The sequence below is a fragment of the Phytobacter sp. SCO41 genome (assembly GCF_003073275.1).
Taxonomy (GTDB): Bacteria; Pseudomonadota; Gammaproteobacteria; order Enterobacterales; family Enterobacteriaceae; genus Phytobacter; species Phytobacter diazotrophicus.
This window is the reverse complement of the sequence record NZ_CP027225.1, coordinates 4,000,646-4,021,650: the sequence shown is the minus strand read 5'-3', so window position 1 is coordinate 4,021,650 and position 21,005 is coordinate 4,000,646. Positions and strand designations below refer to the sequence as shown.

General features: G+C 52.8%; 17 protein-coding genes and 7 tRNA genes. 2 read left to right on the top strand and 22 right to left on the bottom strand.

The features are described from left to right. Position 1 precedes the first annotated feature (1 nt). Positions 2–2,584 carry a leucine--tRNA ligase gene (gene leuS, locus C5523_RS19675; protein WP_103245816.1) on the bottom strand — a complete coding sequence of 861 codons (2,583 nt, stop codon included), beginning with the start codon at positions 2,582–2,584 and terminating at the stop codon, positions 2–4. A gap of 228 nt (positions 2,585–2,812) precedes the next feature. Between leuS and C5523_RS19670 the strand changes: the two genes are divergently transcribed. Further along, a complete protein-coding gene (locus C5523_RS19670) occupies positions 2,813–3,295 on the top strand; it encodes a zinc ribbon-containing protein (protein ID WP_041852128.1) in 483 nt (160 codons plus the stop codon). Positions 3,296–3,358: 63 nt separating this feature from the next. Here the strand turns inward: C5523_RS19670 and rihA are convergent, their stop codons facing one another. The 10 genes from rihA to miaB form a co-directional block, all read right to left on the bottom strand. After that, the gene (gene rihA, locus C5523_RS19665) at positions 3,359–4,300 is read right to left on the bottom strand and encodes a pyrimidine-specific ribonucleoside hydrolase RihA (RefSeq protein WP_108701805.1); all 942 of its coding nucleotides are present in this window, start codon (positions 4,298–4,300) and stop codon (positions 3,359–3,361) included. Between the two features lie 118 nt (positions 4,301–4,418). Further along, on the bottom strand, positions 4,419–5,144 hold the full coding sequence (locus C5523_RS19660; protein ID WP_041852126.1) for an amino acid ABC transporter ATP-binding protein: 726 nt from the start codon (positions 5,142–5,144) through the stop codon (positions 4,419–4,421). Beyond that, positions 5,144–5,818 carry a glutamate/aspartate ABC transporter permease GltK gene (gltK, locus tag C5523_RS19655; RefSeq protein WP_041852125.1) on the bottom strand — a complete coding sequence of 225 codons (675 nt, stop codon included), beginning with the start codon at positions 5,816–5,818 and terminating at the stop codon, positions 5,144–5,146. Before gltK ends, C5523_RS19660 begins: the two co-directional genes overlap by 1 nt. After that, positions 5,818–6,558 (bottom strand): amino acid ABC transporter permease, encoded by a 741-nt coding sequence (locus C5523_RS19650; protein WP_041852124.1) that lies wholly within the window; start codon positions 6,556–6,558, stop codon positions 5,818–5,820. Before C5523_RS19650 ends, gltK begins: the two co-directional genes overlap by 1 nt. Before the next feature lie 284 nt (positions 6,559–6,842). Then, positions 6,843–7,781, bottom strand: coding sequence for an amino acid ABC transporter substrate-binding protein (locus tag C5523_RS19645; RefSeq protein WP_108701804.1), 939 nt, complete (start codon positions 7,779–7,781; stop codon positions 6,843–6,845). Between the two features lie 365 nt (positions 7,782–8,146). Further along, the gene (gene lnt / locus C5523_RS19640; protein ID WP_041852122.1) at positions 8,147–9,685 is read right to left on the bottom strand and encodes an apolipoprotein N-acyltransferase; all 1,539 of its coding nucleotides are present in this window, start codon (positions 9,683–9,685) and stop codon (positions 8,147–8,149) included. 5 nt (positions 9,686–9,690) lie between these two features. Beyond that, positions 9,691–10,566, bottom strand: a complete 876-nt coding sequence (corC, locus tag C5523_RS19635) for a CNNM family magnesium/cobalt transport protein CorC (RefSeq protein WP_041852121.1) — start codon at positions 10,564–10,566, stop codon at positions 9,691–9,693. Between the two features lie 102 nt (positions 10,567–10,668). Further along, a complete protein-coding gene (ybeY, locus tag C5523_RS19630; protein WP_041852120.1) occupies positions 10,669–11,136 on the bottom strand; it encodes an rRNA maturation RNase YbeY in 468 nt (155 codons plus the stop codon). Continuing rightward, entirely contained in the window at positions 11,133–12,179 is a 1,047-nt protein-coding gene (locus C5523_RS19625) for a PhoH family protein (protein WP_041852119.1), read from the bottom strand. The genes ybeY and C5523_RS19625 overlap by 4 nt, the downstream gene beginning before the upstream one ends. A gap of 267 nt (positions 12,180–12,446) precedes the next feature. Continuing rightward, positions 12,447–13,871, bottom strand: coding sequence for a tRNA (N6-isopentenyl adenosine(37)-C2)-methylthiotransferase MiaB (miaB, locus tag C5523_RS19620; RefSeq protein WP_041852118.1), 1,425 nt, complete (start codon positions 13,869–13,871; stop codon positions 12,447–12,449). A gap of 146 nt (positions 13,872–14,017) precedes the next feature. On the opposite strand from miaB, the gene ubiF reads away from it, so the two are divergent. Beyond that, a complete protein-coding gene (ubiF, locus tag C5523_RS19615; RefSeq protein WP_108701803.1) occupies positions 14,018–15,193 on the top strand; it encodes a 3-demethoxyubiquinol 3-hydroxylase in 1,176 nt (391 codons plus the stop codon). A gap of 5 nt (positions 15,194–15,198) precedes the next feature. Here the strand turns inward: ubiF and C5523_RS19610 are convergent, their stop codons facing one another. The 11 genes from C5523_RS19610 to C5523_RS19555 all read right to left on the bottom strand — a co-directional run bounded on the left by C5523_RS19610 (position 15,199) and on the right by C5523_RS19555 (position 20,999). Next, positions 15,199–15,774: a hypothetical protein gene (locus C5523_RS19610; protein ID WP_108701802.1), complete on the bottom strand. Its 576-nt coding sequence runs from the start codon at positions 15,772–15,774 to the stop codon at positions 15,199–15,201. Positions 15,775–15,922: 148 nt separating this feature from the next. Next, positions 15,923–15,996, bottom strand: a tRNA-Gln gene (locus tag C5523_RS19605). A gap of 77 nt (positions 15,997–16,073) precedes the next feature. Further along, positions 16,074–16,148 (bottom strand) — tRNA-Gln (locus C5523_RS19600). Between the two features lie 49 nt (positions 16,149–16,197). After that, a tRNA-Met gene (locus C5523_RS19595) sits at positions 16,198–16,274 on the bottom strand. A gap of 27 nt (positions 16,275–16,301) precedes the next feature. Then, a tRNA-Gln gene (locus tag C5523_RS19590) sits at positions 16,302–16,376 on the bottom strand. A 34-nt stretch (positions 16,377–16,410) separates the two neighbouring features. Next, positions 16,411–16,485: transfer RNA gene (locus C5523_RS19585), tRNA-Gln, on the bottom strand. Positions 16,486–16,508: 23 nt separating this feature from the next. Beyond that, a tRNA-Leu gene (locus C5523_RS19580) sits at positions 16,509–16,593 on the bottom strand. 9 nt (positions 16,594–16,602) lie between these two features. Next, positions 16,603–16,679: transfer RNA gene (locus tag C5523_RS19575), tRNA-Met, on the bottom strand. Between the two features lie 228 nt (positions 16,680–16,907). Further along, on the bottom strand, positions 16,908–18,572 hold the full coding sequence (asnB, locus tag C5523_RS19570; protein WP_108701801.1) for an asparagine synthase B: 1,665 nt from the start codon (positions 18,570–18,572) through the stop codon (positions 16,908–16,910). A 285-nt stretch (positions 18,573–18,857) separates the two neighbouring features. After that, positions 18,858–19,610, bottom strand: coding sequence for an HAD-IIA family hydrolase (locus tag C5523_RS19565; protein WP_071193860.1), 753 nt, complete (start codon positions 19,608–19,610; stop codon positions 18,858–18,860). Between the two features lie 168 nt (positions 19,611–19,778). Next, complete coding sequence (locus C5523_RS19555; RefSeq protein WP_041852110.1) at positions 19,779–20,999, bottom strand: N-acetylglucosamine repressor; 1,221 nt, start codon at positions 20,997–20,999, stop codon at positions 19,779–19,781. Positions 21,000–21,005 lie beyond the last annotated feature (6 nt).

Here is a 21,005-nt window from a genome sequence, read left to right as displayed (position 1 = left end):
CTTAGCCAACGACCAGATTAAGCAGTTTACCCGGTACGTAAATCACTTTACGTACGGTAACGCCATCAAGATATTTTGCGACCAGCGGTTCCTGACCTGCACGTTCACGGACCTGTTCTTCGGTCGCGTCAACGGCAACGGTGATTTTACCGCGCACTTTACCGTTAACCTGCACGACAACCAGCGTGGTGTTTTCAACCATCGCCGCGTCGTCTGCAACCGGCCACGGCGCGTTGTCGATATCGCCTTCGCCGCCCAGTTCTTTCCACAGGGTAAAGCTCGCATGTGGCGTGAACGGGTTAAGCATACGGACAACCGCCAGCAGCGCTTCCTGCAGCAGAGCACGATCTTGCTCGCCTTCGGTCGGTGCTTTCGCCAGTTTGTTCATCAGCTCCATAATCGCCGCAATCGCGGTGTTGAAGGTCTGACGACGACCAATATCATCCGTGACTTTAGCGATAGTTTTGTGAACGTCGCGGCGCAGCGCCTGCTGGTCTTCGTTCAGTGCGCTGATATCCAGTGCTACAACCGGGCCGAGCGCTTTATGTTCATAAGCCAGTTTCCAGACGCGTTTCAGGAAGCGGTTTGCCCCTTCCACGCCGGACTCCTGCCATTCCAGCGTCATGTCAGCCGGCGAAGCGAACATCATAAACAGACGCACGGTGTCCGCGCCATAGCGCTCAACCATTTCCTGCGGGTCGATACCGTTGTTTTTCGACTTGGACATTTTGCTCATGCCGGTGTACACCAGCTCATGGCCTGCGGCGTCTTTCGCCTTCACGATACGGCCTTTCTCGTCGCGCTCAACGATGGCTTCTTTCGGTGAAACCCAGTTACGCTCGCCGTTTTCGCCAACGTAGTAGAACGCGTCTGCCAGCACCATGCCCTGACACAGCAACTGTTTTGCCGGTTCGTCAGAGTTCACCATGCCTGCGTCGCGCATCAGCTTATGGAAGAAGCGGAAGTAGAGCAGGTGCATGATGGCGTGTTCGATACCACCAATGTAGATATCAACCGGCAGCCAGTAGTTAGCCGCTTTCGGATCCAGCATACCTTCTTTGTACTGCGGGCAGGTGTAACGCGCGTAGTACCAGGAGGACTCCATAAAGGTGTCGAAAGTATCGGTTTCACGCAGCGCGGGCTGGCCGTTGACGGTGGTTTTCGCCCACTCAGGATCGGCTTTGATCGGGCTGGTGATGCCGTCCATGACCACATCTTCTGGCAGAATCACCGGGATCTGATCTTCTGGCGTTGGGATCACCGTACCGTCTTCCAGCGTCACCATCGGAATTGGCGCGCCCCAGTAACGCTGACGGGAAACGCCCCAGTCGCGCAGACGATAGTTGATTTTGCGCTCGCCAACGCCTTTGGCCGCCAGTTTGTCGGCAATAGCATTGAAACCTTCTTCAAAGCTCAGGCCGCTAAATTCGCCGGAGTTGAAGAGGGTGCCTTTTTCGGTCAGCGCTTGTTCTGACAGATCGGGTTCAGAACCGTCTGCTGCCAGAATGACCGCTTTGATCGGCAGATTGTATTTGCTGGCAAATTCATAGTCGCGCTGGTCATGACCCGGAACGGCCATCACGGCACCGGTACCGTACTCCATCAGCACGAAGTTTGCCGCCCAAACCGGAATCTCTTCGCCGGTTAATGGATGAACGGCTTTAAAGCCGGTATCGACGCCTTTTTTCTCCATGGTCGCCATATCTGCTTCGGCCACTTTGGTAGTACGGCATTCGTCGATAAAGGCTGCCAGCTCAGCATTGGTTGCCGCCGCTTTCTGCGCCAACGGGTGACCAGCCGCCACCGCCAGATAAGTGGCACCCATAAAGGTGTCCGGGCGGGTTGTGTAAACGGTCAGCGTTTTGTCATAGCCGTTAACGTTAAAGGTGATTTCCACGCCTTCGGAACGACCAATCCAGTTGCGCTGCATGGTTTTCACCGTGTCAGGCCACTGATCCATATGATCCAGGTCGTTGAGCAGTTCTTCGGCATAGGCGGTGATTTTGATAAACCACTGCGGGATCTCTTTACGCTCAACTTTGGTGTCGCAGCGCCAGCAGCAGCCGTCGATAACCTGTTCGTTCGCCAGCACGGTCTGGTCATTCGGGCACCAGTTCACTGCGGACGTTTTCTTATACACCAGGCCTTTTTTATACAGTTCAGTGAAGAACTTCTGTTCCCAGCGATAGTATTCCGGGGTACAAGTGGCCAGCTCGCGGCTCCAGTCATAGCCGAAGCCCAGCATTTTGAGCTGGTTTTTCATGTACGCGATATTGTCGTACGTCCACGGTGCCGGGGCCGTGTTGTTTTTCACCGCCGCACCTTCGGCTGGCAGACCGAACGCATCCCAGCCAATCGGCTGCAGCACGTTCTTGCCCAGCATGCGCTGGTAACGGGAAATCACATCACCGATGGTGTAGTTACGCACGTGGCCCATGTGTAGTCGGCCAGAAGGATAGGGAAGCATCGACAGGCAGTAATATTTTTCTTTGCTCTCGTCTTCAGTTACTTCGAAGGTACGCTTCTCTTCCCAGTGAAGCTGGACTTTGGATTCTATCTCTTCCGGGCGGTATTGCTCTTGCATGGCAGCCAGTGGTCCTGTATTTGCGATACAGCTACAAATGTAGCGTTTTACGTGGTTTTTCAGATCCGCATAGCATAGCCCAAACGACTTCGTCACAACAGCCTTTCGCACATTTAGCCTGCGAAAAGCCCCCGACGAGAATTTACGCACTCTGTGGGGTAATTGACAAAGCCAACGGTAAATAACGTCTATTATTAGAACAGGTTAACTGCCCGGGAGAGGAAAACAATGAACAAGGTTGCTCAATATTATCGCGAACTGGTTGCATCATTGACCGAGCGGCTACGCAATGGCGAAAGGGATGTTGATGCGCTGGTAGCCCAGGCGCGTCAACGAGTAAGCCAGACCGGGGAGCTAACGCGTACTGAAATCGAAGAGTTAACGCGCGCGGTGCGCCGCGACCTGGAAGAGTTCGCTCGCAGTTATGAGGAAAGCCAGGACGATGTCACCGATAGCGTGTTTATGCGGGTTATCAAAGAGAGCTTATGGCAGGAACTGGCGGATATCACCGATAAAACGCAACTGGAGTGGCGCGAAGTTTTTCAGGACCTTAATCATCACGGGGTTTACCACAGCGGCGAAGTCGTGGGGCTTGGCAACCTGGTGTGCGAGAAATGTCACTTCCATCTGGCTATTTATACGCCGGATGTGCTGCCGCTGTGTCCGAAATGCGGACATGACCAGTTCCAGAGAAGGCCCTTTGAGCCCTAAGTAAATGCACAACGTTTTAATGTTTGCACCCTCTCCAGATCGGAGAGGGTTGGGGGGAGCGCATCAGGTCGCACTGTAGAATGTCAGACGTTCTGCCAGTAAATCCACAAACCCTTCGCGGTCGACATCAACCATCACGGTGGCATTCGGTTTATTTCCTGTCAGGAAGTAGTAATCCACCACCGTCATCCCTTGGGTATATTTGCCCTGCGTTTCTACCCCCACCCAGCGTTCTACGGTGGTGAAGAGGTCCGGTTTCAGCAGCCAGGCGATAGTACAGGGGTCATGCAATGGCGCGCCAACAAATCCCCATTTTTCCTGTTTGTGGTACTCCATAAAAAAGTCGAGCAGTTCGGCCACAATGGTAGAAATAGGGTTGTCGATGGCACGAAAACGCGCAATGTCATCCGCATGGATTTGCGCCTGATGCGTGACATCCAGACCTGCCATCACCACCGGAATGCCCGACTGGAAGACAATTTCGGCGGCTTCCGGGTCGACATAGATATTAAATTCCGCCGCAGGGGTCCAGTTCCCAAGCGACATCGCGCCGCCCATGATCACGATGCGATTGATTTTGCTGTGCAGCTCCGGATGACTGTTTAGCAGCAGGGCTACGTTGGTTTGGGGGCCGGTGGAGACAATAGTGACCGGAACAGGGCTGTCACGTAGCACGGTCGCCATCAGTTCTACGGCGGTACACGACTGGGGTGCAAAAGAGGGCTCCGGCAGGGCCGGGCCGTCCAGACCGCTTTCGCCATGCACGTTGTCCGCGATAATAAGCTCACGCATAAGGGGCTTAATGGCGCCACCCGCCACCGGGATATCGCTACGATTGAGCAGGGTGAGCATGCGCAGCACATTACGCAGAGTCTTCTCCGGTGTCTGATTTCCCGCAGAGGAGGTGATGGCTTTTACGTCGAGTTCGGGTGAGGCGAGAGCAAGAACAATTGCGATTGCGTCATCATGACCAGGATCGCAATCAAGAATGATGGGCTGAACCATAGCAACTCCTTGTTAGCATTACTGTGCGACAAGGTTAAAACGTTGCTGTAAATCAGACGAGAAGTGAAACAGTAAAGCGTGATGAGACGCGCATTCTGGTGAATGCGCGTCGGAACGATTAATGCAGGATTTTGGCGAGGAAGTCTTTTGCGCGTTCAGATTTCGGATTGGCGAAGAACTCTTCTTTCGCTGAATCTTCAACGATTTTCCCTTCATCCATAAAGATAACCCGGTGCGCCACCTTGCGGGCAAAACCCATTTCGTGAGTGACCACCATCATGGTCATCCCCTCATTGGCCAGTTCAACCATAACGTCCAGCACCTCGTTGATCATTTCCGGATCAAGGGCTGATGTAGGTTCATCAAACAGCATCGCGACCGGATCCATACACAGCGCGCGGGCAATCGCCACGCGCTGCTGCTGACCACCGGAAAGCTGCGCCGGAAATTTGTTGGCATGGGCAGACAAGCCAACGCGCTCTAGCAGTTTCAGTCCTTTCTCGCGCGCAGCGGTTTTATCGCGTTTAAGCACTTTGACCTGTGCCAGCGTCAGGTTCTCAATGATCGACAGATGCGGGAACAGTTCGAAATGCTGGAACACCATCCCGACATGAGAACGTAGTTTAGCCAGGTTGGTTTTTTTATCGTTCACGGTGGTGCCGTTGACGATAATTTCCCCTTTCTGCACGGGCTCAAGGCCGTTCACCGTTTTGATCAGGGTAGATTTGCCTGAACCGGATGGACCGCAAACGACCACCACTTCGCCTTTTTTCACTTCCGTGGAGCAGTCGGTCAGCACCTGAAAGTGACCATACCATTTAGAAACATTTTTCAGGGTAATCATTAAACTGTCCTTTTCTTCAAATAGCTGACCAACAACGATGCACTCAAGCTAATAGCAAAATAGACGGCACCGGCGAACAGGATCATTTCAACTTGCGTCCCGTCGCGTTCGCCAATGGTGGAGGCGGTACGGAAGAAATCCGCGAGGCTCAATACGTAGACCAGCGAGGTATCCTGGAACAGGACAATCCCCTGGGTCAGAAGCAGTGGGACCATCGCCCGGAATGCCTGCGGCAGGATGATCAATTTCATCGACTGCCAGTGGGTCATGCCCAGCGCCAGCGCTGCACTTGACTGCCCGCGAGAGATACTCTGTATACCGGCACGGATGATCTCAGAATAGTAGGCGGCCTCGAACATGGAGAATGCCACCATTGCTGATATCAGGCGGATATCCGATTTTGGCGACAGGCCCAGCACGTTTTGCAGCAGTCCCGGCACAATCAGATAGAACCACAGCAGCACCATAACCAGTGGAATGGAGCGGAAGACATTCACATAGGCCTTCGCAAACCAGGCGATGGGGGCAAAGCTGGACAGGCGCATTACCGCCAGCAACGTCCCCCAGACAATCCCGACGATAATGGCCGTCACGGTAATTTTTAAGGTAATCACCAGTCCCGCCAGCAGATAAGGGATGGACGGGATGATTGAACTCCAGTCAAATTCGTACATTATTTGCCCCCCATATTGCCCGGCAGGCGAATTTTGCGTTCTACCAGATTCATCACCAACATAATGAAGGCGTTAATTAATACATACGCGACAGTAATCGCGGTGAAAGACTCCCAGGCGTGTGCGGAATAATCCAGCAGCTTACCGGCCTGTGCCGCCATATCCACCAGCCCGATAGTGGATGCGATGGCCGAGTTTTTTACGAGGTTCATCATCTCCGAGGTCATCGGTGGGACGATGACGCGATAGGCATTCGGCAGCAGGACATAGCGGTACGTTTGCGGCAGCGTCAGCCCCATGGCGAGACCCGCGTTTTTCTGCCCGCGTGGTAACGACTGAATCGCCGCACGGACCTGCTCGCAGACGCGTGCCGCGGTGAACAAGCCAAGGCAGACCATCGAAGAGACAAAGAACTGAATGTTGGGATCCAGTTCGGATTTGAACCACATGCCAATGTTTTCCGGCAGCAGTTCCGGTACCACCAGATACCAGGTAAAGAATTGCACGATCAGCGGGACGTTACGGAACAGCTCCACGTAGCAAGTACCGATACCGGACAGGATACGATTGGGAACGGTTCGCAGAATACCAAACAGAGAGCCTACCAGGAACGCGATGATCCAGGCAGTGATCGACAGCGCGATCGTGACCTGAAAACCGCTCCACAGCCAGCCGAGATAGGTTGTGTTGCCGAACGGGGCTTGTTGCAGGAAAATTCCCCAGTTCCAGTCTATGGACATAAATCTACTCCGGAAAAAAAAGGGTAGCAGCGCTACCCTCGAAGATTGTGCGAAGAGCTTGTGTTCGCGTCGAATGGGGAACGACCATTCAACGTATAGTCTGTCCGTGCTACTTCAACAATCGAGAGGGCTGGTTATCCCGCCCCTGACTACACTTCATCCACGATGCCGCTTTGTACGGGCTGCTTTGACCTACCCCGACCATAATATTTGGGGGCCTTTGGGGATCCGTTCAATCGCAGCCCGGATACAGCATCAGTAAATGTGTGTATTCTTTTTGTTAATTAGTTCAGAGCCTTATCATTCGGTTCTTTGAACAGCGCTTTCATCTCGTCAGAGAGTGCGAAATTGAGGTTCAGGTTTTTTGGCGGAATAGGGTTTTTGAACCATTTATCAAACCATTTTTCCGCTTCACCGGAGGTCTGCGCCTTAGCGATGGTGTCATCCATCAGCTTTTTGAACTCAGTATCGCCTTTACGCAGCATGCAGCCGTAAGCTTCCTGTGATTGCGGTTTGCCCACGATATCCCAGTTATCCGCTTTCTTCGCTTTCGCACGTTCACCCGCCAGCAGGGCGTCATCCATCATAAAGGCCACTGCACGACCGCTTTCCAGAGTACGGAAAGAGTCGCCATGGTCTTTGGCGCTGATAATGCGCATGTCCATTTTCTGTTCGTCATTCAGCTTGTGCAGCAGGATCTCAGACGTTGTACCGGAGGTCACAACCACCGCTTTGCCTTTCAGATCCGGGAAGTCTTTAATGTCGCCGCCTTTTTTGACCAGAAGACGAGTACCGACCACAAAAATAGTGTCAGAGAATGCGGCCTGCTTCTGACGTTCCAGATTGTTGGTGGTCGAACCGCATTCGAAATCAAAGGTGCCGTTTTGCAGCAGCGGAATACGGTTTTGCGAGGTGATTGGAATCAATTTAACTTGCAGGTCAGGCTTGTTGAGCTTTTTCTTCACAGCTTCAACGATAGCGTTGGAGTAGTCCTGAGAGTAACCCACAACTTTTTGCTCGTTGTCGTAATAGGAGAACGGTACGGAAGATTCACGGTGTCCGACCACGATAACGCCGTTTTTGGCAATTTTTTCCAGCGTAGGCTGTTGCGCCTCAGTCGGGGCGGCTGCCGCGTCGGCAGGTTTCGCCTCATCGGCGGCATGCGCCAGACCCGCAGACATTCCCATAACCAGCATTGCTGTGGCCAGTTTACGTAATTGCATATCCAACTCCTTTATCGTCGCGCCAGAGACGCATTGATACCCATTGTGAGTGTTGTGTTTGTTATATCCTGCTGCAAATGCGTGCAGTGTTGTATGCGTTTGTTAGCATTTAGTTTGGCTTAATGTAAAGATTTTGCTGCGGTATTGTTTGTTTTTGCGAAGTGTACCGCACCGTTTGAAGGCAAAAATCTCCCATTGCACCACTTTAGTGCTGTATGCGATCCGTCATAGTGCGTGCTATCCGCACATCGGGGAAAATCGCCGTTACATGGATTTATTTTGCAATTGATGTGCCAGAAATGGCATTTGAGGAAAAGAGGGTGAAAGCGCCCTCTCTGGTCAGATAGAGGGCGCGGAAGGGGTAATTACTTGCGGCGTTGCCGCAGGCTCATGATCAGCGCGCCAAAACCGAGGAGCGCGGTCAGAACCCACAGAGGCCAGTTACCCATGCGGGCATAAGGGGTCAGGCCGGAGGTCGGAGTGACTTTGGTGGTCAGGACCTGCCGGGTGAACTGCGGGAGCATCGCCTGGATCTCACCGGTTGGCCCAATCACTGCCGTAATGCCGTTATTCGTGCTGCGCAGCAACGGACGCGCCAGTTCCAGCGAGCGCATCCGCGCCATCTGGAAGTGTTGCCACGGGCCGATCGATTTACCAAACCACGCATCATTCGAGATGGTCAGCAGGAAATCAGTATCCGGGCGGAAATTATCTCGCACCTGCTCACCGAGGATAATTTCGTAGCAGATGGCCGGCGTCAGCTTATAACCGTGGGCAGACAGCGGAGGCTGAATGTATGGCCCGCGACTGAATGATGACATGGGTAGATCAAAAAACGGAGCCAACGGGCGCAGGATAGATTCCAGCGGGACAAACTCACCAAAAGGTACCAGGTGATTTTTGTTATAGCGGTCGGTAGAGCTGTAGCTATAGGCGCTGTCTTTTCCAAGAGTGATGACGGTGTTGTAGGTGTCGTAACGGTTCTGCTGATTAAGACGCGCGTCCACAATCCCGGTGATAAGCGAACTGTCATTCTTGCGCATCAAATCATCCATCATGCCCAGGAAGCGCTGTTGGTTGATTTCGAGATCAGAAATGGCAGATTCCGGCCAGATGATGAGCTGTGATTTGCCCAATTCCGGCTGGCTGGCATTGAGGTAGATTTTCAGCGTATCCAGCAACTGACCTTCATCCCACTTGAGCGCCTGCGGGATATTGCCTTGTACCAGCGATACCTGCGTCGTTCTTTCCGGCAGCAACTGATACCACTGGATATAGCGCAGCGGGAAGGGCAGAGCAAAGAGCACCAGCGCCACGATGAAAGGGCGCCAGCAGCGTGTCGCCGCCGCGAGGACCAGTAAACCGCTTACTGACATCAACAGGAAGGTAATGGCATCAACGCCTAATATCGGCGCCAGCCCTTTCAGTGGCCCGTCAATCTGGCTGTAGCCAAACTGTAGCCAGGGAAAGCCCGTCAGCACCCAGCCGCGCAAAAACTCACTCAGTTGCCAGATGACCGGGGCCGCTACCGCGACGCGCAGCCAGGTTGTTTTGGGCCACAACCGGGAAAGCACGCCTGCGAACAGCCCGGTATAGAGCGAAAGGTAGGCGGCAAGCAGTACTACCAGAAAGACGTTTACCGGCCCTGGCATCCCACCGAATTGTGCGATGCTGACATAAACCCAGTGAATACCGGAGCCAAACAAACCGAGTCCCCAGAAATAACCTACCCAGGCGGCTTGCGCCGGACGGCGGTTAAGCGTGAGCGCTTGCAATCCCATCAGGGAAACAATTGCGGCAGGCCAGATATCATAAGGAGAAAAAGCCAGCGTTCCGCTGGCTCCGAAGAGTAGCGCCAGCAGCAAACGTACGCGCTGGCGTTCAAACAGTGGGGCAAATGCCATTTACATTACTCATCCAATTTCGGAACGGGGGAATCGTCCGGCATTCTTACATGAACCTGAATAATACGTCGACTGTCCGCCATGGCGACTTTAAATTGGTAACCATCAATATCAATGGATTCCCCACGCGCAGGCAGATGCCCGAAGGCCTGCATAACCAGACCACCAATAGTATCGACTTCGTCATCGCTAAAGTGGGTGCCGAAGGTTTCGTTGAAATCTTCGATAGACGCAAGGGCGCGCACGGTCCAGGTATGGCGGCTGAGCTGGCGGAAATCGATATCTTCTTCGTCGTCATATTCGTCTTCGATTTCGCCGACGATAAGTTCGAGAATATCTTCGATAGTGACAAGGCCCGAGACGCCGCCGAACTCGTCAATCACAATAGCCATGTGGTAACGCTGGGAGCGAAACTCTTTAAGCATCCGGTCAACCCGTTTGCTTTCCGGCACCACCACGGCCTGACGTAACACTTTTTCCATGCTGAAGGCTTCGGCATCGCTGCGCATAAACGGCAGCAAGTCTTTGGCCATCAAAATCCCTTCAATGTGATCCTTATCTTCGCTGATCACCGGAAAACGCGAGTGTGCAGACTCAATGATAACGTCGAGACATTCATCAAGGCTTTGGTTGCGTTTCAGGGTAATCATTTGCGAGCGGGGGATCATGATGTCGCGAACGCGCTGGTCGGCGATGTCCATTACCCCTTCGAGCATTTCGCGCGTATCCTGATCGATAAGCTCGTTCTGCCCGGAATCACGGATCAGCTCCAGTAACTCATCACGGTTTTTGGGTTCGCCGTGAAAAAGTTGGCTGAGTAAAAGGGAGAAGAATCCCTTCTTGTTGTTAATGTCGCTACTGTGTGAATTGTCGTCGCTCATGGCGTCGTTTGGGTTCTCATGTTAGTGGTTCTGTCGCCAGGACGCGCAAACTCAGCGCCTGGCAGCATTTTCTGTCAGCACGGCAATAGGTTGCCGCACAGACTACTCCTTCTCGGAAATGTACGGATCCTCATACCCCAGAGCAAGCATTATCTCTGTTTCGAGTCCTTCCATCTCTTCGGCTTCGTCATCTTCAATATGGTCGTAGCCCAGCAGATGCAGGCTACCGTGAATCACCATATGCGCCCAGTGCGCATCAAGCGGTTTATCCTGTTCTTTGGCTTCCTGCTCAACCACCTGGCGGCAAATGATCAGATCGCCCAGCAGCGGCATTTCGATGCCCGGCGGCGCTTCAAACGGGAAAGAGAGCACATTTGTCGGCTTGTCTTTCCCACGGTAAGTCAGGTTTAACTCATGACTTTCCGCCTCATCCACCAGACGGATGGTGACTTCCGCTTCTTCCTGGAATTGCGGAATGACCGCGTCCAGCCAGCGCTGAAACTGTGCTTCTTCCGGCAAACCGCCGGTCTCTTCACATGCCAGCTGTAAATCGAGGATCACCTGACTCATTTTTGCTCCTGCTCCTGGGCTTCGCGTTTGCGCTCGGCCGCCTGTTCCGCCCGGCGTTTTTGATCCGCCTCTTCCCAGGCTTCGTAAGCATTCACGATGCGTGCGACAACAGGATGACGGACAACGTCTTCGCTATGGAAAAAGTTAAAACTGATTTCTTCGACTTCCGCCAGTACTTCAATGGCGTGGCGCAAGCCGGATTTAACATTGCGTGGCAGGTCAATCTGCGTCACGTCACCGGTGATGACCGCTTTGGAGTTAAAGCCAATACGGGTCAGGAACATCTTCATCTGTTCGATGGTGGTGTTCTGGCTTTCATCAAGAATGATAAAAGCGTCATTCAGCGTGCGACCACGCATATAGGCCAACGGCGCAACTTCAATGACATTACGCTCAATCAGCTTCTCAACTTTCTCAAAGCCGAGCATCTCGAACAGCGCGTCGTAGAGCGGTCGCAGGTAGGGGTCCACTTTCTGGCTTAAATCACCCGGCAGGAAGCCCAGTTTTTCCCCGGCTTCCACGGCTGGACGGGTCAGCAGAATACGGCGAACGTCCTGACGTTCCAGCGCATCCACCGCTGCGGCAACCGCCAGATACGTTTTACCTGTACCCGCCGGCCCCACGCCAAAAGTGATGTCATGATCAAGAATATTGGCGATGTACTGCGCCTGATTTGGCGTACGGGGTTTAATCACGCCGCGTTTAGTTTTGATATTGACCGCTTTTCCATACTCCGGCACGCTCTCCGCGCTCTGTTCAAGCACGCGGGCTTCTTTGATAGCCAGATGGATCTGTTCCGGTTCGATATCCTGAGTTTGCCCACGCATGGGGGCCGTATCGACATAGAGGCTGAGCAAAATATCTGCAGCAGCGTTCACGCAAAGGGTACGTCCGGTGAGTTTGAAGTGATTATCGCGACGGTTAATCTCGATGCCCAGTCGCCGTTCCAACTGTTTGATATTGTCATCAAACGGTCCGCACAGGCTCAGCAGGCGAGCATTGTCAGCGGGTGTCAGGGTAATTTCACGGGTATCTATGTTCAAACTGTTCCTCTTATTCAGATAGTGCCGAATGGAGCCTGGCTAACACAGCCTGAGGCCGTCAGCCTTATAGAGAATTATTCACGCCATGGAATAAAGGCGCAAGCATTGCGATGGATATAAGGGCGGGAAGGGGAAATGCAAGGGCTGCTCAGTCATACTCAGCCGCAGATTCGTGGTTTTGCACGCGCTCCGGTCGCATCATCATCTCTGCGACCGGGCACTTGCCTGCTGTCTTTCTGCAACGTTGAGCAGCCAGAACCGTGAAGATTAAGGTTGGTAGAGACCAACGCCGATATCATTCTCTTTACGGGTACGGGCGATGACCGATTCTGGCGACTGCGCTATGCGCAGGCCCATTTCGTCTTCGGTACGCACCACTTTACCGCGCAGGGAGTTTGTCCAGACGTCGGTGATTTCCACGTCAACGAATTTCCCGATCATCTCCGGTCTGCCTTCGAAGTTCACCACGCGGTTATTTTCGGTACGGCCTGACAGCTCCATGATGCTCTTACGGGACGTTCCTTCCACCAGGATACGCTGAGTCGTGCCGATCATCCGGCGGCTCCAGGCCATTGCCTGCTGGTTGATACGTTCCTGCAGAATATACAGGCGCTGCTTTTTATCCTCTTCCGGTACGTCATCTACCATATCGGCCGCAGGCGTTCCCGGACGGGCGGAGAAAATAAAGCTGTAACTCATATCGAAATTCACATCGGCAATCAGCTTCATGGTCTGCTCGAAGTCCTGGGTCGTTTCGCCAGGGAAGCCAACGATAAAGTCAGAGCTGATCTGAATGTCCGGACGTGCGGCACGCAGTTTGCGGATGATCGCTTTGTATTCTAGCGCGGTATGGGTACGGCCCATCAGGTTCAGTACGCGGTCAGAACCACTTTGTACCGGCAGATGCAGGAAACTCACCAGCTCCGGCGTATCGCGGTAGACATCAATAATATCGTCGGTGAATTCGATCGGGTGGCTGGTGGTAAAACGAATACGGTCAATACCGTCAATCGCCGCCACCAGACGCAGCAGATCGGCGAAGGAACCGGTGCTTCCGTCGTAATTCTCACCGCGCCAGGCGTTGACGTTTTGGCCCAGCAGGTTAACTTCACGTACGCCTTGTGCCGCCAGTTGCGCGATTTCAAACAGGATATCGTCACACGGACGGCTCACCTCTTCGCCACGGGTGTAGGGCACGACACAGTAAGTGCAGTACTTATTGCAGCCTTCCATGATGGAGACAAAGGCAGTCGGGCCTTCGGCTTTCGGTTCCGGCAGGCGGTCGAATTTTTCTATTTCCGGGAAGCTGATATCTACCACCGGGCTGCGATTGCCGCGCACGGAGTTGATCATTTCCGGCAGACGGTGCAGCGTTTGCGGTCCAAAAATAATGTCAACATAGTGGGCACGCTGGCGAATATGGTCGCCTTCCTGAGATGCGACGCAACCGCCGACACCAATGATCAGGTCTGGATTTTTTTCCTTTAATAATTTCCAGCGCCCCAACTGGTGGAAGACTTTCTCTTGCGCCTTCTCGCGGATTGAGCAGGTATTAAGCAGCAGCACATCTGCTTCTTCGGCCACTTCGGTGAGTTGATACCCGTGAGTGGCATCCAGCAGATCGGCCATCTTCGATGAATCGTACTCGTTCATCTGACAGCCCCAGGTTTTGATGTGGAGTTTTTTTGTCATCGACTTGCTCATGCTTTGTTTAATGGCCCAATGCAGGGCGCGTATTGTAATGCTTTGGTCGCGCGCTGACCAGTATGACGCTTGTCAGACTCAAGATGTAAAAAATCCGGTAAACTTAGGAAATTCTCGTTTAAGGATAATGGGCCATGATAAATCAATCTACTGAGGTCGCGGTTGTCGGCGGCGGAATGGTCGGCGGGGCGCTGGCGTTGGGTTTAGCGCAGCAGGGTTTTAGTGTCACGGTCATTGAACAACATGCGCCGCCTGCCTTTGACGCGACGGCACAACCGGATGTGCGTATTTCGGCGATTAGCGCCTCCTCCGTAACGCTGCTCCAGACGCTGGGCGTCTGGGATGCGGTTCAGGCGATGCGTTGTCACCCATGGGAGCGGCTGGAGACCTGGGAGTGGGAAAACGCGCATGTCGTCTTCGACGCGCGTGAGTTAAAACTGCCGTTGCTTGGCTATATGGTCGAAAACAATGTCTTGCAGCGCGCGCTGTGGGAAGCGTTGGAACGCCATCCACTGGTAACGCTGCGCGTACCTGCGGCGCTCAGTACGATGCGACAGAACGATGAGTATCACGAGCTGACATTTGAAGATGGCGAAACGCTTTCGGCGAAGCTGGTGATTGGTGCTGATGGGGGGAACTCCCGGGTGCGCCAGTGTGCCGGTATTGGCATTCACGCCTGGCAATATCAGCAATCCTGCATGCTGATCACCGTAGAGTGTGAGCGCGCGCCCGGGGAGAGTACCTGGCAGCACTTTACCCCCAACGGTCCGCATGCTTTCCTGCCGTTATTTGACTACTGGGCATCGCTGGTCTGGTACGACACACCTGCCCGTATTCGGCAGTTGCAATCGTTAAATATGGTGCAGTTACAAAAAGAGATCGCGGCACATTTTCCATCCCGCCTGGGGCATGTTATGCCCGTCGCTGCTGGAGCGTTCCCGCTCACGCGCCGCCACGCACTGCAATATGTACGTCCAGGGCTCGCGCTGGTGGGGGATGCAGCGCATACTATCCATCCGCTGGCGGGGCAGGGGGTAAACCTCGGCTATCGCGATGTAGACTGCCTGTTAGACGTGCTGACAAGGGCGCGCAGCCACGGTGAAGACTGGGCAAGCCTTTCGGTGCTCAAACGCTATCAGACACGCCGTATGGCGGATAATTTTATTATGCAAAGTGGCATGGACTTGTTCCATGCCGGGTTCAGTAACGATCTGGGCCCGGTACGCGTGCTGCGTAATATCGGTTTGATGGCGGCGGAACGGGCTGGGGTACTTAAACGCCAGGCGCTGAAATATGCGTTAGGACTGTAAAGCTATCATTTGACCGTTATCAGAATACTAAGCCCTGGTTTGCCCTTAAAAGTGGCTTCATACCAGGGCGAGTCTGCTGATTGCAATCGCACCTCATACCGGCGGGTAAAAACAGTAACCAAAGAGGCTATCGTGGAATAAGCGGTTTTAACCAGGATGGCGAATATCAGGAAGATGACCAGCAATGTCCCCCCGGCGTAATCGTTGTAGGCAATGTCGAGATACAGAACGTAAAAAATCAACGCATGCAGAATGAGCTTAAAGATCAGTGAGCGTAAATAGAATCGGTGCAAAGCCTCAGGGCTCTTAAAGGCGATTTCTTCCAGGTTGTGGCGTGTCTCCTGTACCGGAATGCCAGGAAGATAAACAATCCACTCAGAAACGCGCTCTCTTAGCCTAAGCCTGTTGTTGCCGCTCAGGATGTGTATCCTCATACACAGCGCAACCGGGTAGCCTATGCCAAAAATGAGAAGATAGACTGCCCCGGCACTCACACCCACAAAGACGGATGAGGAGATAAGCAGTGCCGTAAAAAATGTCAAAGGTTTGAGGAATGCATACCAGCAAAATTGGTAGTTCATAGAACTGCGCCTTGATAAGTCTTTATTTGACAATAGCTTATCTGTTTTTGGCCATGAATGAAGGCCGCAGGCAATTTTTCAGAATTGATAAAAGCCGTGGGGGAGAAAAGCAAAAAGCCCGCCGAAGCGAGCTTTTTGCTTTTTTATGTGGCTGGGGTACAAGGATTCGAACCTCGGATGGCGGAATCAGAATCCGCTGCCTTACCGCTTGGCGATACCCCAATAGGCGTGAAATTTTACGCATTAACGATAAAACTTCAACCTTTGCGTCTACCCGAAAGCAAACGACTTTTTGAAATTGGCTGGGGTACGAGGATTCGAACCTCGGAATGGTGGAATCAGAATCCACTGCCTTACCGCTTGGCGATACCCCAACAATTTTTTACTCAGGTTAATGTTCTTATGAACATCAGCCTTTGAATATGGTGGCTACTACGGGAATCGAACCTGTGACCCCAGCATTATGAGTGCTGTGCTCTAACCAGCTGAGCTAAGTAGCCAAATTTTACTGCAAACCAGTCACCGACTGGCTGGGGTACCTGGATTCGAACCAGGGAATGCCGGTATCAAAAACCGGTGCCTTACCGCTTGGCGATACCCCAATACCGTCGCGGTGAACCGCAAACATCAAAAATATGGCTGGGGTACCTGGATTCGAACCAGGGAATGCCGGTATCAAAAACCGGTGCCTTACCGCTTGGCGATACCCCATCCGTGCAACGCTTATTGGTGAATGGTGCGGGAGGCGAGACTTGAACTCGCACACCTTGCGGCGCCAGAACCTAAATCTGGTGCGTCTACCAATTTCGCCACTCCCGCAAAAAAAGATGGTGGCTACTACGGGAATCGAACCTGTGACCCCAGCATTATGAGTGCTGTGCTCTAACCAGCTGAGCTAAGTAGCCATCTTTTTTTCGCGTTACCTTATCGGCGTTGCGGGGCGCATTATGCGTATTGGGCCTGACAGCGTCAATACCTTTTTCATCGAAAATTGCCGGAATGTGACTGTTTGGTTAGGTTGCGAACAGCGTGACGCATAATTCGGCAATTATTGGTTATTTATCGTTTTTGTATAGCAAAACATATGCAGAAATAAAAAAAGGCCCCGCAGGGCCTTTAACGATAACAATCGCTTATTTGTAAGCGGACTGGTGTACGCCAACCGCACGACCTGATGGATCGTTCATGGATTTGAATGATTCATCCCACTCGATTGCTTTTGCAGAGGAGCAAGCCACAGACGGGCCGCCAGGAACACATTCAGCGGCGCTGGGTACCGGGAACAGCTCTTCAAAGATTTCACGGTACAGATACGCTTCTTTCGAGCTCGGCGTGTTGTACGGGAAACGGTAGCTGGCTGTCGCCAGTTGCTGATCGCTAACCTGCTGTGCCGCTACTTCTTTGAGTGTATCGATCCAACTGTAACCTACGCCGTCAGAGAACTGCTCTTTCTGACGCCATGCAACGCTCGCCGGCAGATAGGATTCGAAACATTCGCGCAGGACGTGTTTTTCCATTTTGCCGTTGCCGCACATTTTATCCTGCGGGTTGATGCGCATCGCTACATCGAGGAATTTCTTATCCAGGAACGGCACACGCGCTTCTACGCCCCAGGCGGACATCGCTTTGTTAGCACGCGCGCAGTCGAACATATGCAGCGCCTGCAGCTTACGTACGGTCTCTTCATGCAACTCTTTGGCATTCGGCGCTTTATGGAAATAGAGGTAGCCGCCGAACACTTCGTCAGAACCTTCGCCAGACAGTACCATCTTGATGCCCATCGCTTTGATTTTACGGGACATCAGATACATCGGCGTAGAGGCGCGAATGGTGGTCACATCGTAGGTTTCGATGTGATAAATCACGTCGCGAATCGCGTCCAGACCTTCCTGCACGGTGAAGTGGATTTCGTGGTGAACCGTACCCAGATGGTTTGCCACTTCCTGCGCAGCTTTCAGGTCCGGAGCCCCTTTCAGGCCCACAGCAAAGGAGTGCAACTGCGGCCACCAGGCCTCAGAGCGTTCCTGATCTTCCACACGGCGTGCGGCGAATTTTTTGGTAATAGCGGAAATGACAGAAGAGTCCAGACCGCCCGAGAGCAGAACGCCATACGGCACATCTGACATCAGGTGACTTTTCACAGATTCTTCAAGCGCCTGACGCAGTTCGTTTTTGTCAGTGACGTTATCTTTCACTGCCTCATAGTCGAACCAGTCACGCTGATAGTAAGAACGGATTTCACCGTCTTTGCTCCACAGATAGCTGCCCGCCGGGAACTCTTTGATGGTACGGCACACAGGGACCAGCGCTTTCATTTCGGAAGCGACATAAAAGTTACCGTGCTCATCATGGCCCATATACAGCGGGATAATGCCGATGTGGTCACGACCAATCAGATAAGCGTCTTTTTCGCTGTCATACAGGGCGAAAGCGAACATACCTTGCAGATCGTCGAGGAATTCTGGGCCTTTTTCCTGATACAGCGCGAGGATAACTTCACAGTCAGAACCGGTCTGGAACTGGTAGCGATCGCCATATTCCGCACGCAGAGCCTGGTGGTTGTAGATTTCGCCGTTAACGGCCAGCGCATGTGTTTTTTTCTCGTTGTACAGCGGCTGGGCACCCGCATTGACGTCAACAATAGACAGACGCTCATGGGCAAGAATCGCTTTATCGCTGGCATAAACGCCAGACCAGTCCGGGCCGCGGTGGCGCATCAGGCGGGATAATTCGAGCGCTTTTTTACGCAGCTCAACCGCGTCGGTTTTAATATCCAGTACGCCAAAAATAGAACACATAGACTTCTCCGTTACTTTAAGGCAATGCAGTGTTGTGTGAGTGCAGACGCCGCGTCATCGCGTTGTCTTATTGCTTGTTTAAGAAAATGCCGCAAAGGTGTGACGCGCGCAAGCGTTTTACAGCCTGGAAAGTAAAAAGCGCAATGGCGATTGCCGAATGCTGAAAAAAGAACATGAATTGAGCTGAGCTATTGATGAATTCTCAGTTTTCAGCGCATTTTATTAAACGGTCTGTTTTTTATTGGTGCGGAAAATGAAAAACCACGTCCGGGGACGTGGTTTCGTTTAAAAAATGTCGATTTCAGCAACCGAAGGGTAAATCCATGAAGGACGGAACGGCATGCTGTCGATATCATCCAGCGTTGATACGCCAGAGAGTACCAGGATAGTCTCCAGACCCGCCTGGAAGCCCGCAAGAATGTCGGTACGCAAATTGTCGCCGACAATCACCGTCTGCTCTGAATGCGCCTGCATAGTATTGAGCGCGGCGCGGATAATCCACGGACTCGGCTTGCCGACGTAGAAAGGCTCGCGGCCGGAGATTTTTTCAATACCGGCGCACAGCGCGCCGCAGCCAGGGTAGTAACCGCGTCCGTGGGTGTCCGGGTTGGTGGCAATAAAGCGCGCACCGTTGGCGACGAAAAAGGCCGCCTTATGCATCATTTCCCAGTTGTAGGAACGCGTTTCGCCCACGATAACGAAATCCGGGTTGATATCCGTAATGGTAAACCCGGCTTTATAGAGTTCGTGAATCAATGCGCCTTCACCGACTACGTAAGCTTTTTTCCCTTCCTGACGTTTAAGGAAGTCAGCCGTCGCCATCGCAGAGGTATAAAAGACACTGGCTGGTGCATCTATACCGGCAGAGGCAAAGCGGTTAGCCAAATCCTGCCCCGTCTGGGAAGGATAGTTGGTGAGCAGCACCAGCGGCATCCCTTTTTCCAGGATTCGATGAATAAACTCCGCTGCGCCCGGCACGGCGACATTATCGTGCATCAACACGCCGTCAATATCACAGATTACGTTCTGAATGGTCATGGACTACCCGGTAAAAAAAGAGAAGCAATAACTATAACCGTCATACTTCAACTTGCCTATGCGTTGGTGACGTTTGCGCGGCCCGGTCACTTATCTCAGTAAGTTCCTGAGCACTTATGCGCTTGCCGCCTTTATGCAATTCGAGTTATTGAGGATATCTAAACCCTGTCAGCTTTCCAGCAAGCGTTGCAGCAGCATGCCGTTCAGCATGGCGCGTTTCACCAGGGCAAAAGCGCCTATCGCCGAGCGATGGTCAAGGGTGGATCGCACCACCGGAAGATTTTTACGGAATGCTTTGAGCGACTGGGTGTTAATGCAACCTTCAATAGCAGGCAGCAACACTTTCTCCGCTTCAACAATCTCCCCGGCGATGACCACTTTTTGCGGATTGAAGAGGTTAATGGCAATGGCGATGGTTTTACCCAGATGGCGACCGACGTACTCAATCACTTCACACGCCAGCGCGTCGCCTTTATTTGCGGCCTTACAGATATTTTTTATCGTGCAGTCATCCAGCGTTACGCGGCTTTGGTAGCCCTGTTCCAGCAGATGCCTTACGCGTTGTTCAATGGCGGCATTGGCGGCGATGGTTTCCAGACAGCCAAAGTTACCGCAATGACATCGCTCGCCGAGGGGTTCTACCTGGATGTGACCAATTTCACCTACATTACCGTTGCGACCGATAAAAATGCGCCCGTTAGAGATGATTCCTGCCCCGGTTCCGCGATGAACACGCACCAGAATGGAATCCTCACAGTCCTGACTTGCCCCAAAATAGTGCTCTGCAAGGGCCAGACTGCGGATATCGTGACCGACGAAACAGGTTAATTTGAAACGTTTTTCCAGGGCGTCCACCAGCCCCCAGTTCTCAACCTGAATATGCGGCATATAGCGAATGACGCCGCTTTCCGGGTCGACAAGGCCTGGTAAAATGACCGAGATGGCGATCAATTCGCGGATCTTACGCTGATTGCTTTCGATAAAGGCGCTGATGGTGTTCAGCAACGCGTGCTCCAGCGTTTCCTGCGTCCGCTCCGGCAGAGGATAATGCTCTTCCGCCAGCACTTTGCTGCTCAGATCATAAAGGGTGAGGGTGGTATCGGACCGTCCAAGACGCACACCAATAGCCTGAAAATTGCGGGTTTCGGTAATGATAGAGATAGCGCGGCGGCCCCCGGTGGAGGCCTGCTGATCAACCTCTTTGATCAGGCCGCGTTCAATAAGCTGACGCGTGATTTTTGTCACGCTGGCGGGCGCAAGCTGGCTCTGCTCGGCAATTTGAATACGCGAAATAGGGCCTAGTTGATCAATCAGGCGGTAAACCGCCGCACTGTTAAGTTGTTTAACGAGATCAACGTTACCAATCTGAGCTTGTCCGCCTGCTGTCATACCTTT

Excerpts from the sequence above, each read along its gene's own strand:
- C5523_RS19645 (WP_108701804.1), bottom strand. The coding sequence starts at position 7,781 with ATGCAATTACGTAAACTGGCCACAGCAATGCTGGTTATGGGAATGTCT.
- C5523_RS19650 (WP_041852124.1), bottom strand. The coding sequence starts at position 6,558 with ATGTCCATAGACTGGAACTGGGGAATTTTCCTGCAACAAGCCCCGTTC.
- rihA (WP_108701805.1), bottom strand. The coding sequence starts at position 4,300 with ATGGTTCAGCCCATCATTCTTGATTGCGATCCTGGTCATGATGACGCA.
- leuS (WP_103245816.1), bottom strand. The coding sequence starts at position 2,584 with ATGCAAGAGCAATACCGCCCGGAAGAGATAGAATCCAAAGTCCAGCTT.
- corC (WP_041852121.1), bottom strand. The coding sequence starts at position 10,566 with ATGAGCGACGACAATTCACACAGTAGCGACATTAACAACAAGAAGGGA.
- C5523_RS19670 (WP_041852128.1), top strand. The coding sequence starts at position 2,813 with ATGAACAAGGTTGCTCAATATTATCGCGAACTGGTTGCATCATTGACC.
- lnt (WP_041852122.1), bottom strand. The coding sequence starts at position 9,685 with ATGGCATTTGCCCCACTGTTTGAACGCCAGCGCGTACGTTTGCTGCTG.
- ubiF (WP_108701803.1), top strand. The coding sequence starts at position 14,018 with ATGATAAATCAATCTACTGAGGTCGCGGTTGTCGGCGGCGGAATGGTC.
- miaB (WP_041852118.1), bottom strand. The coding sequence starts at position 13,871 with ATGACAAAAAAACTCCACATCAAAACCTGGGGCTGTCAGATGAACGAG.
- C5523_RS19565 (WP_071193860.1), bottom strand. The coding sequence starts at position 19,610 with ATGACCATTCAGAACGTAATCTGTGATATTGACGGCGTGTTGATGCAC.
- gltK (WP_041852125.1), bottom strand. The coding sequence starts at position 5,818 with ATGTACGAATTTGACTGGAGTTCAATCATCCCGTCCATCCCTTATCTG.
- asnB (WP_108701801.1), bottom strand. The coding sequence starts at position 18,572 with ATGTGTTCTATTTTTGGCGTACTGGATATTAAAACCGACGCGGTTGAG.
- C5523_RS19660 (WP_041852126.1), bottom strand. The coding sequence starts at position 5,144 with ATGATTACCCTGAAAAATGTTTCTAAATGGTATGGTCACTTTCAGGTG.
- ybeY (WP_041852120.1), bottom strand. The coding sequence starts at position 11,136 with ATGAGTCAGGTGATCCTCGATTTACAGCTGGCATGTGAAGAGACCGGC.
- C5523_RS19555 (WP_041852110.1), bottom strand. The coding sequence starts at position 20,999 with ATGACAGCAGGCGGACAAGCTCAGATTGGTAACGTTGATCTCGTTAAA.
- C5523_RS19610 (WP_108701802.1), bottom strand. The coding sequence starts at position 15,774 with ATGAACTACCAATTTTGCTGGTATGCATTCCTCAAACCTTTGACATTT.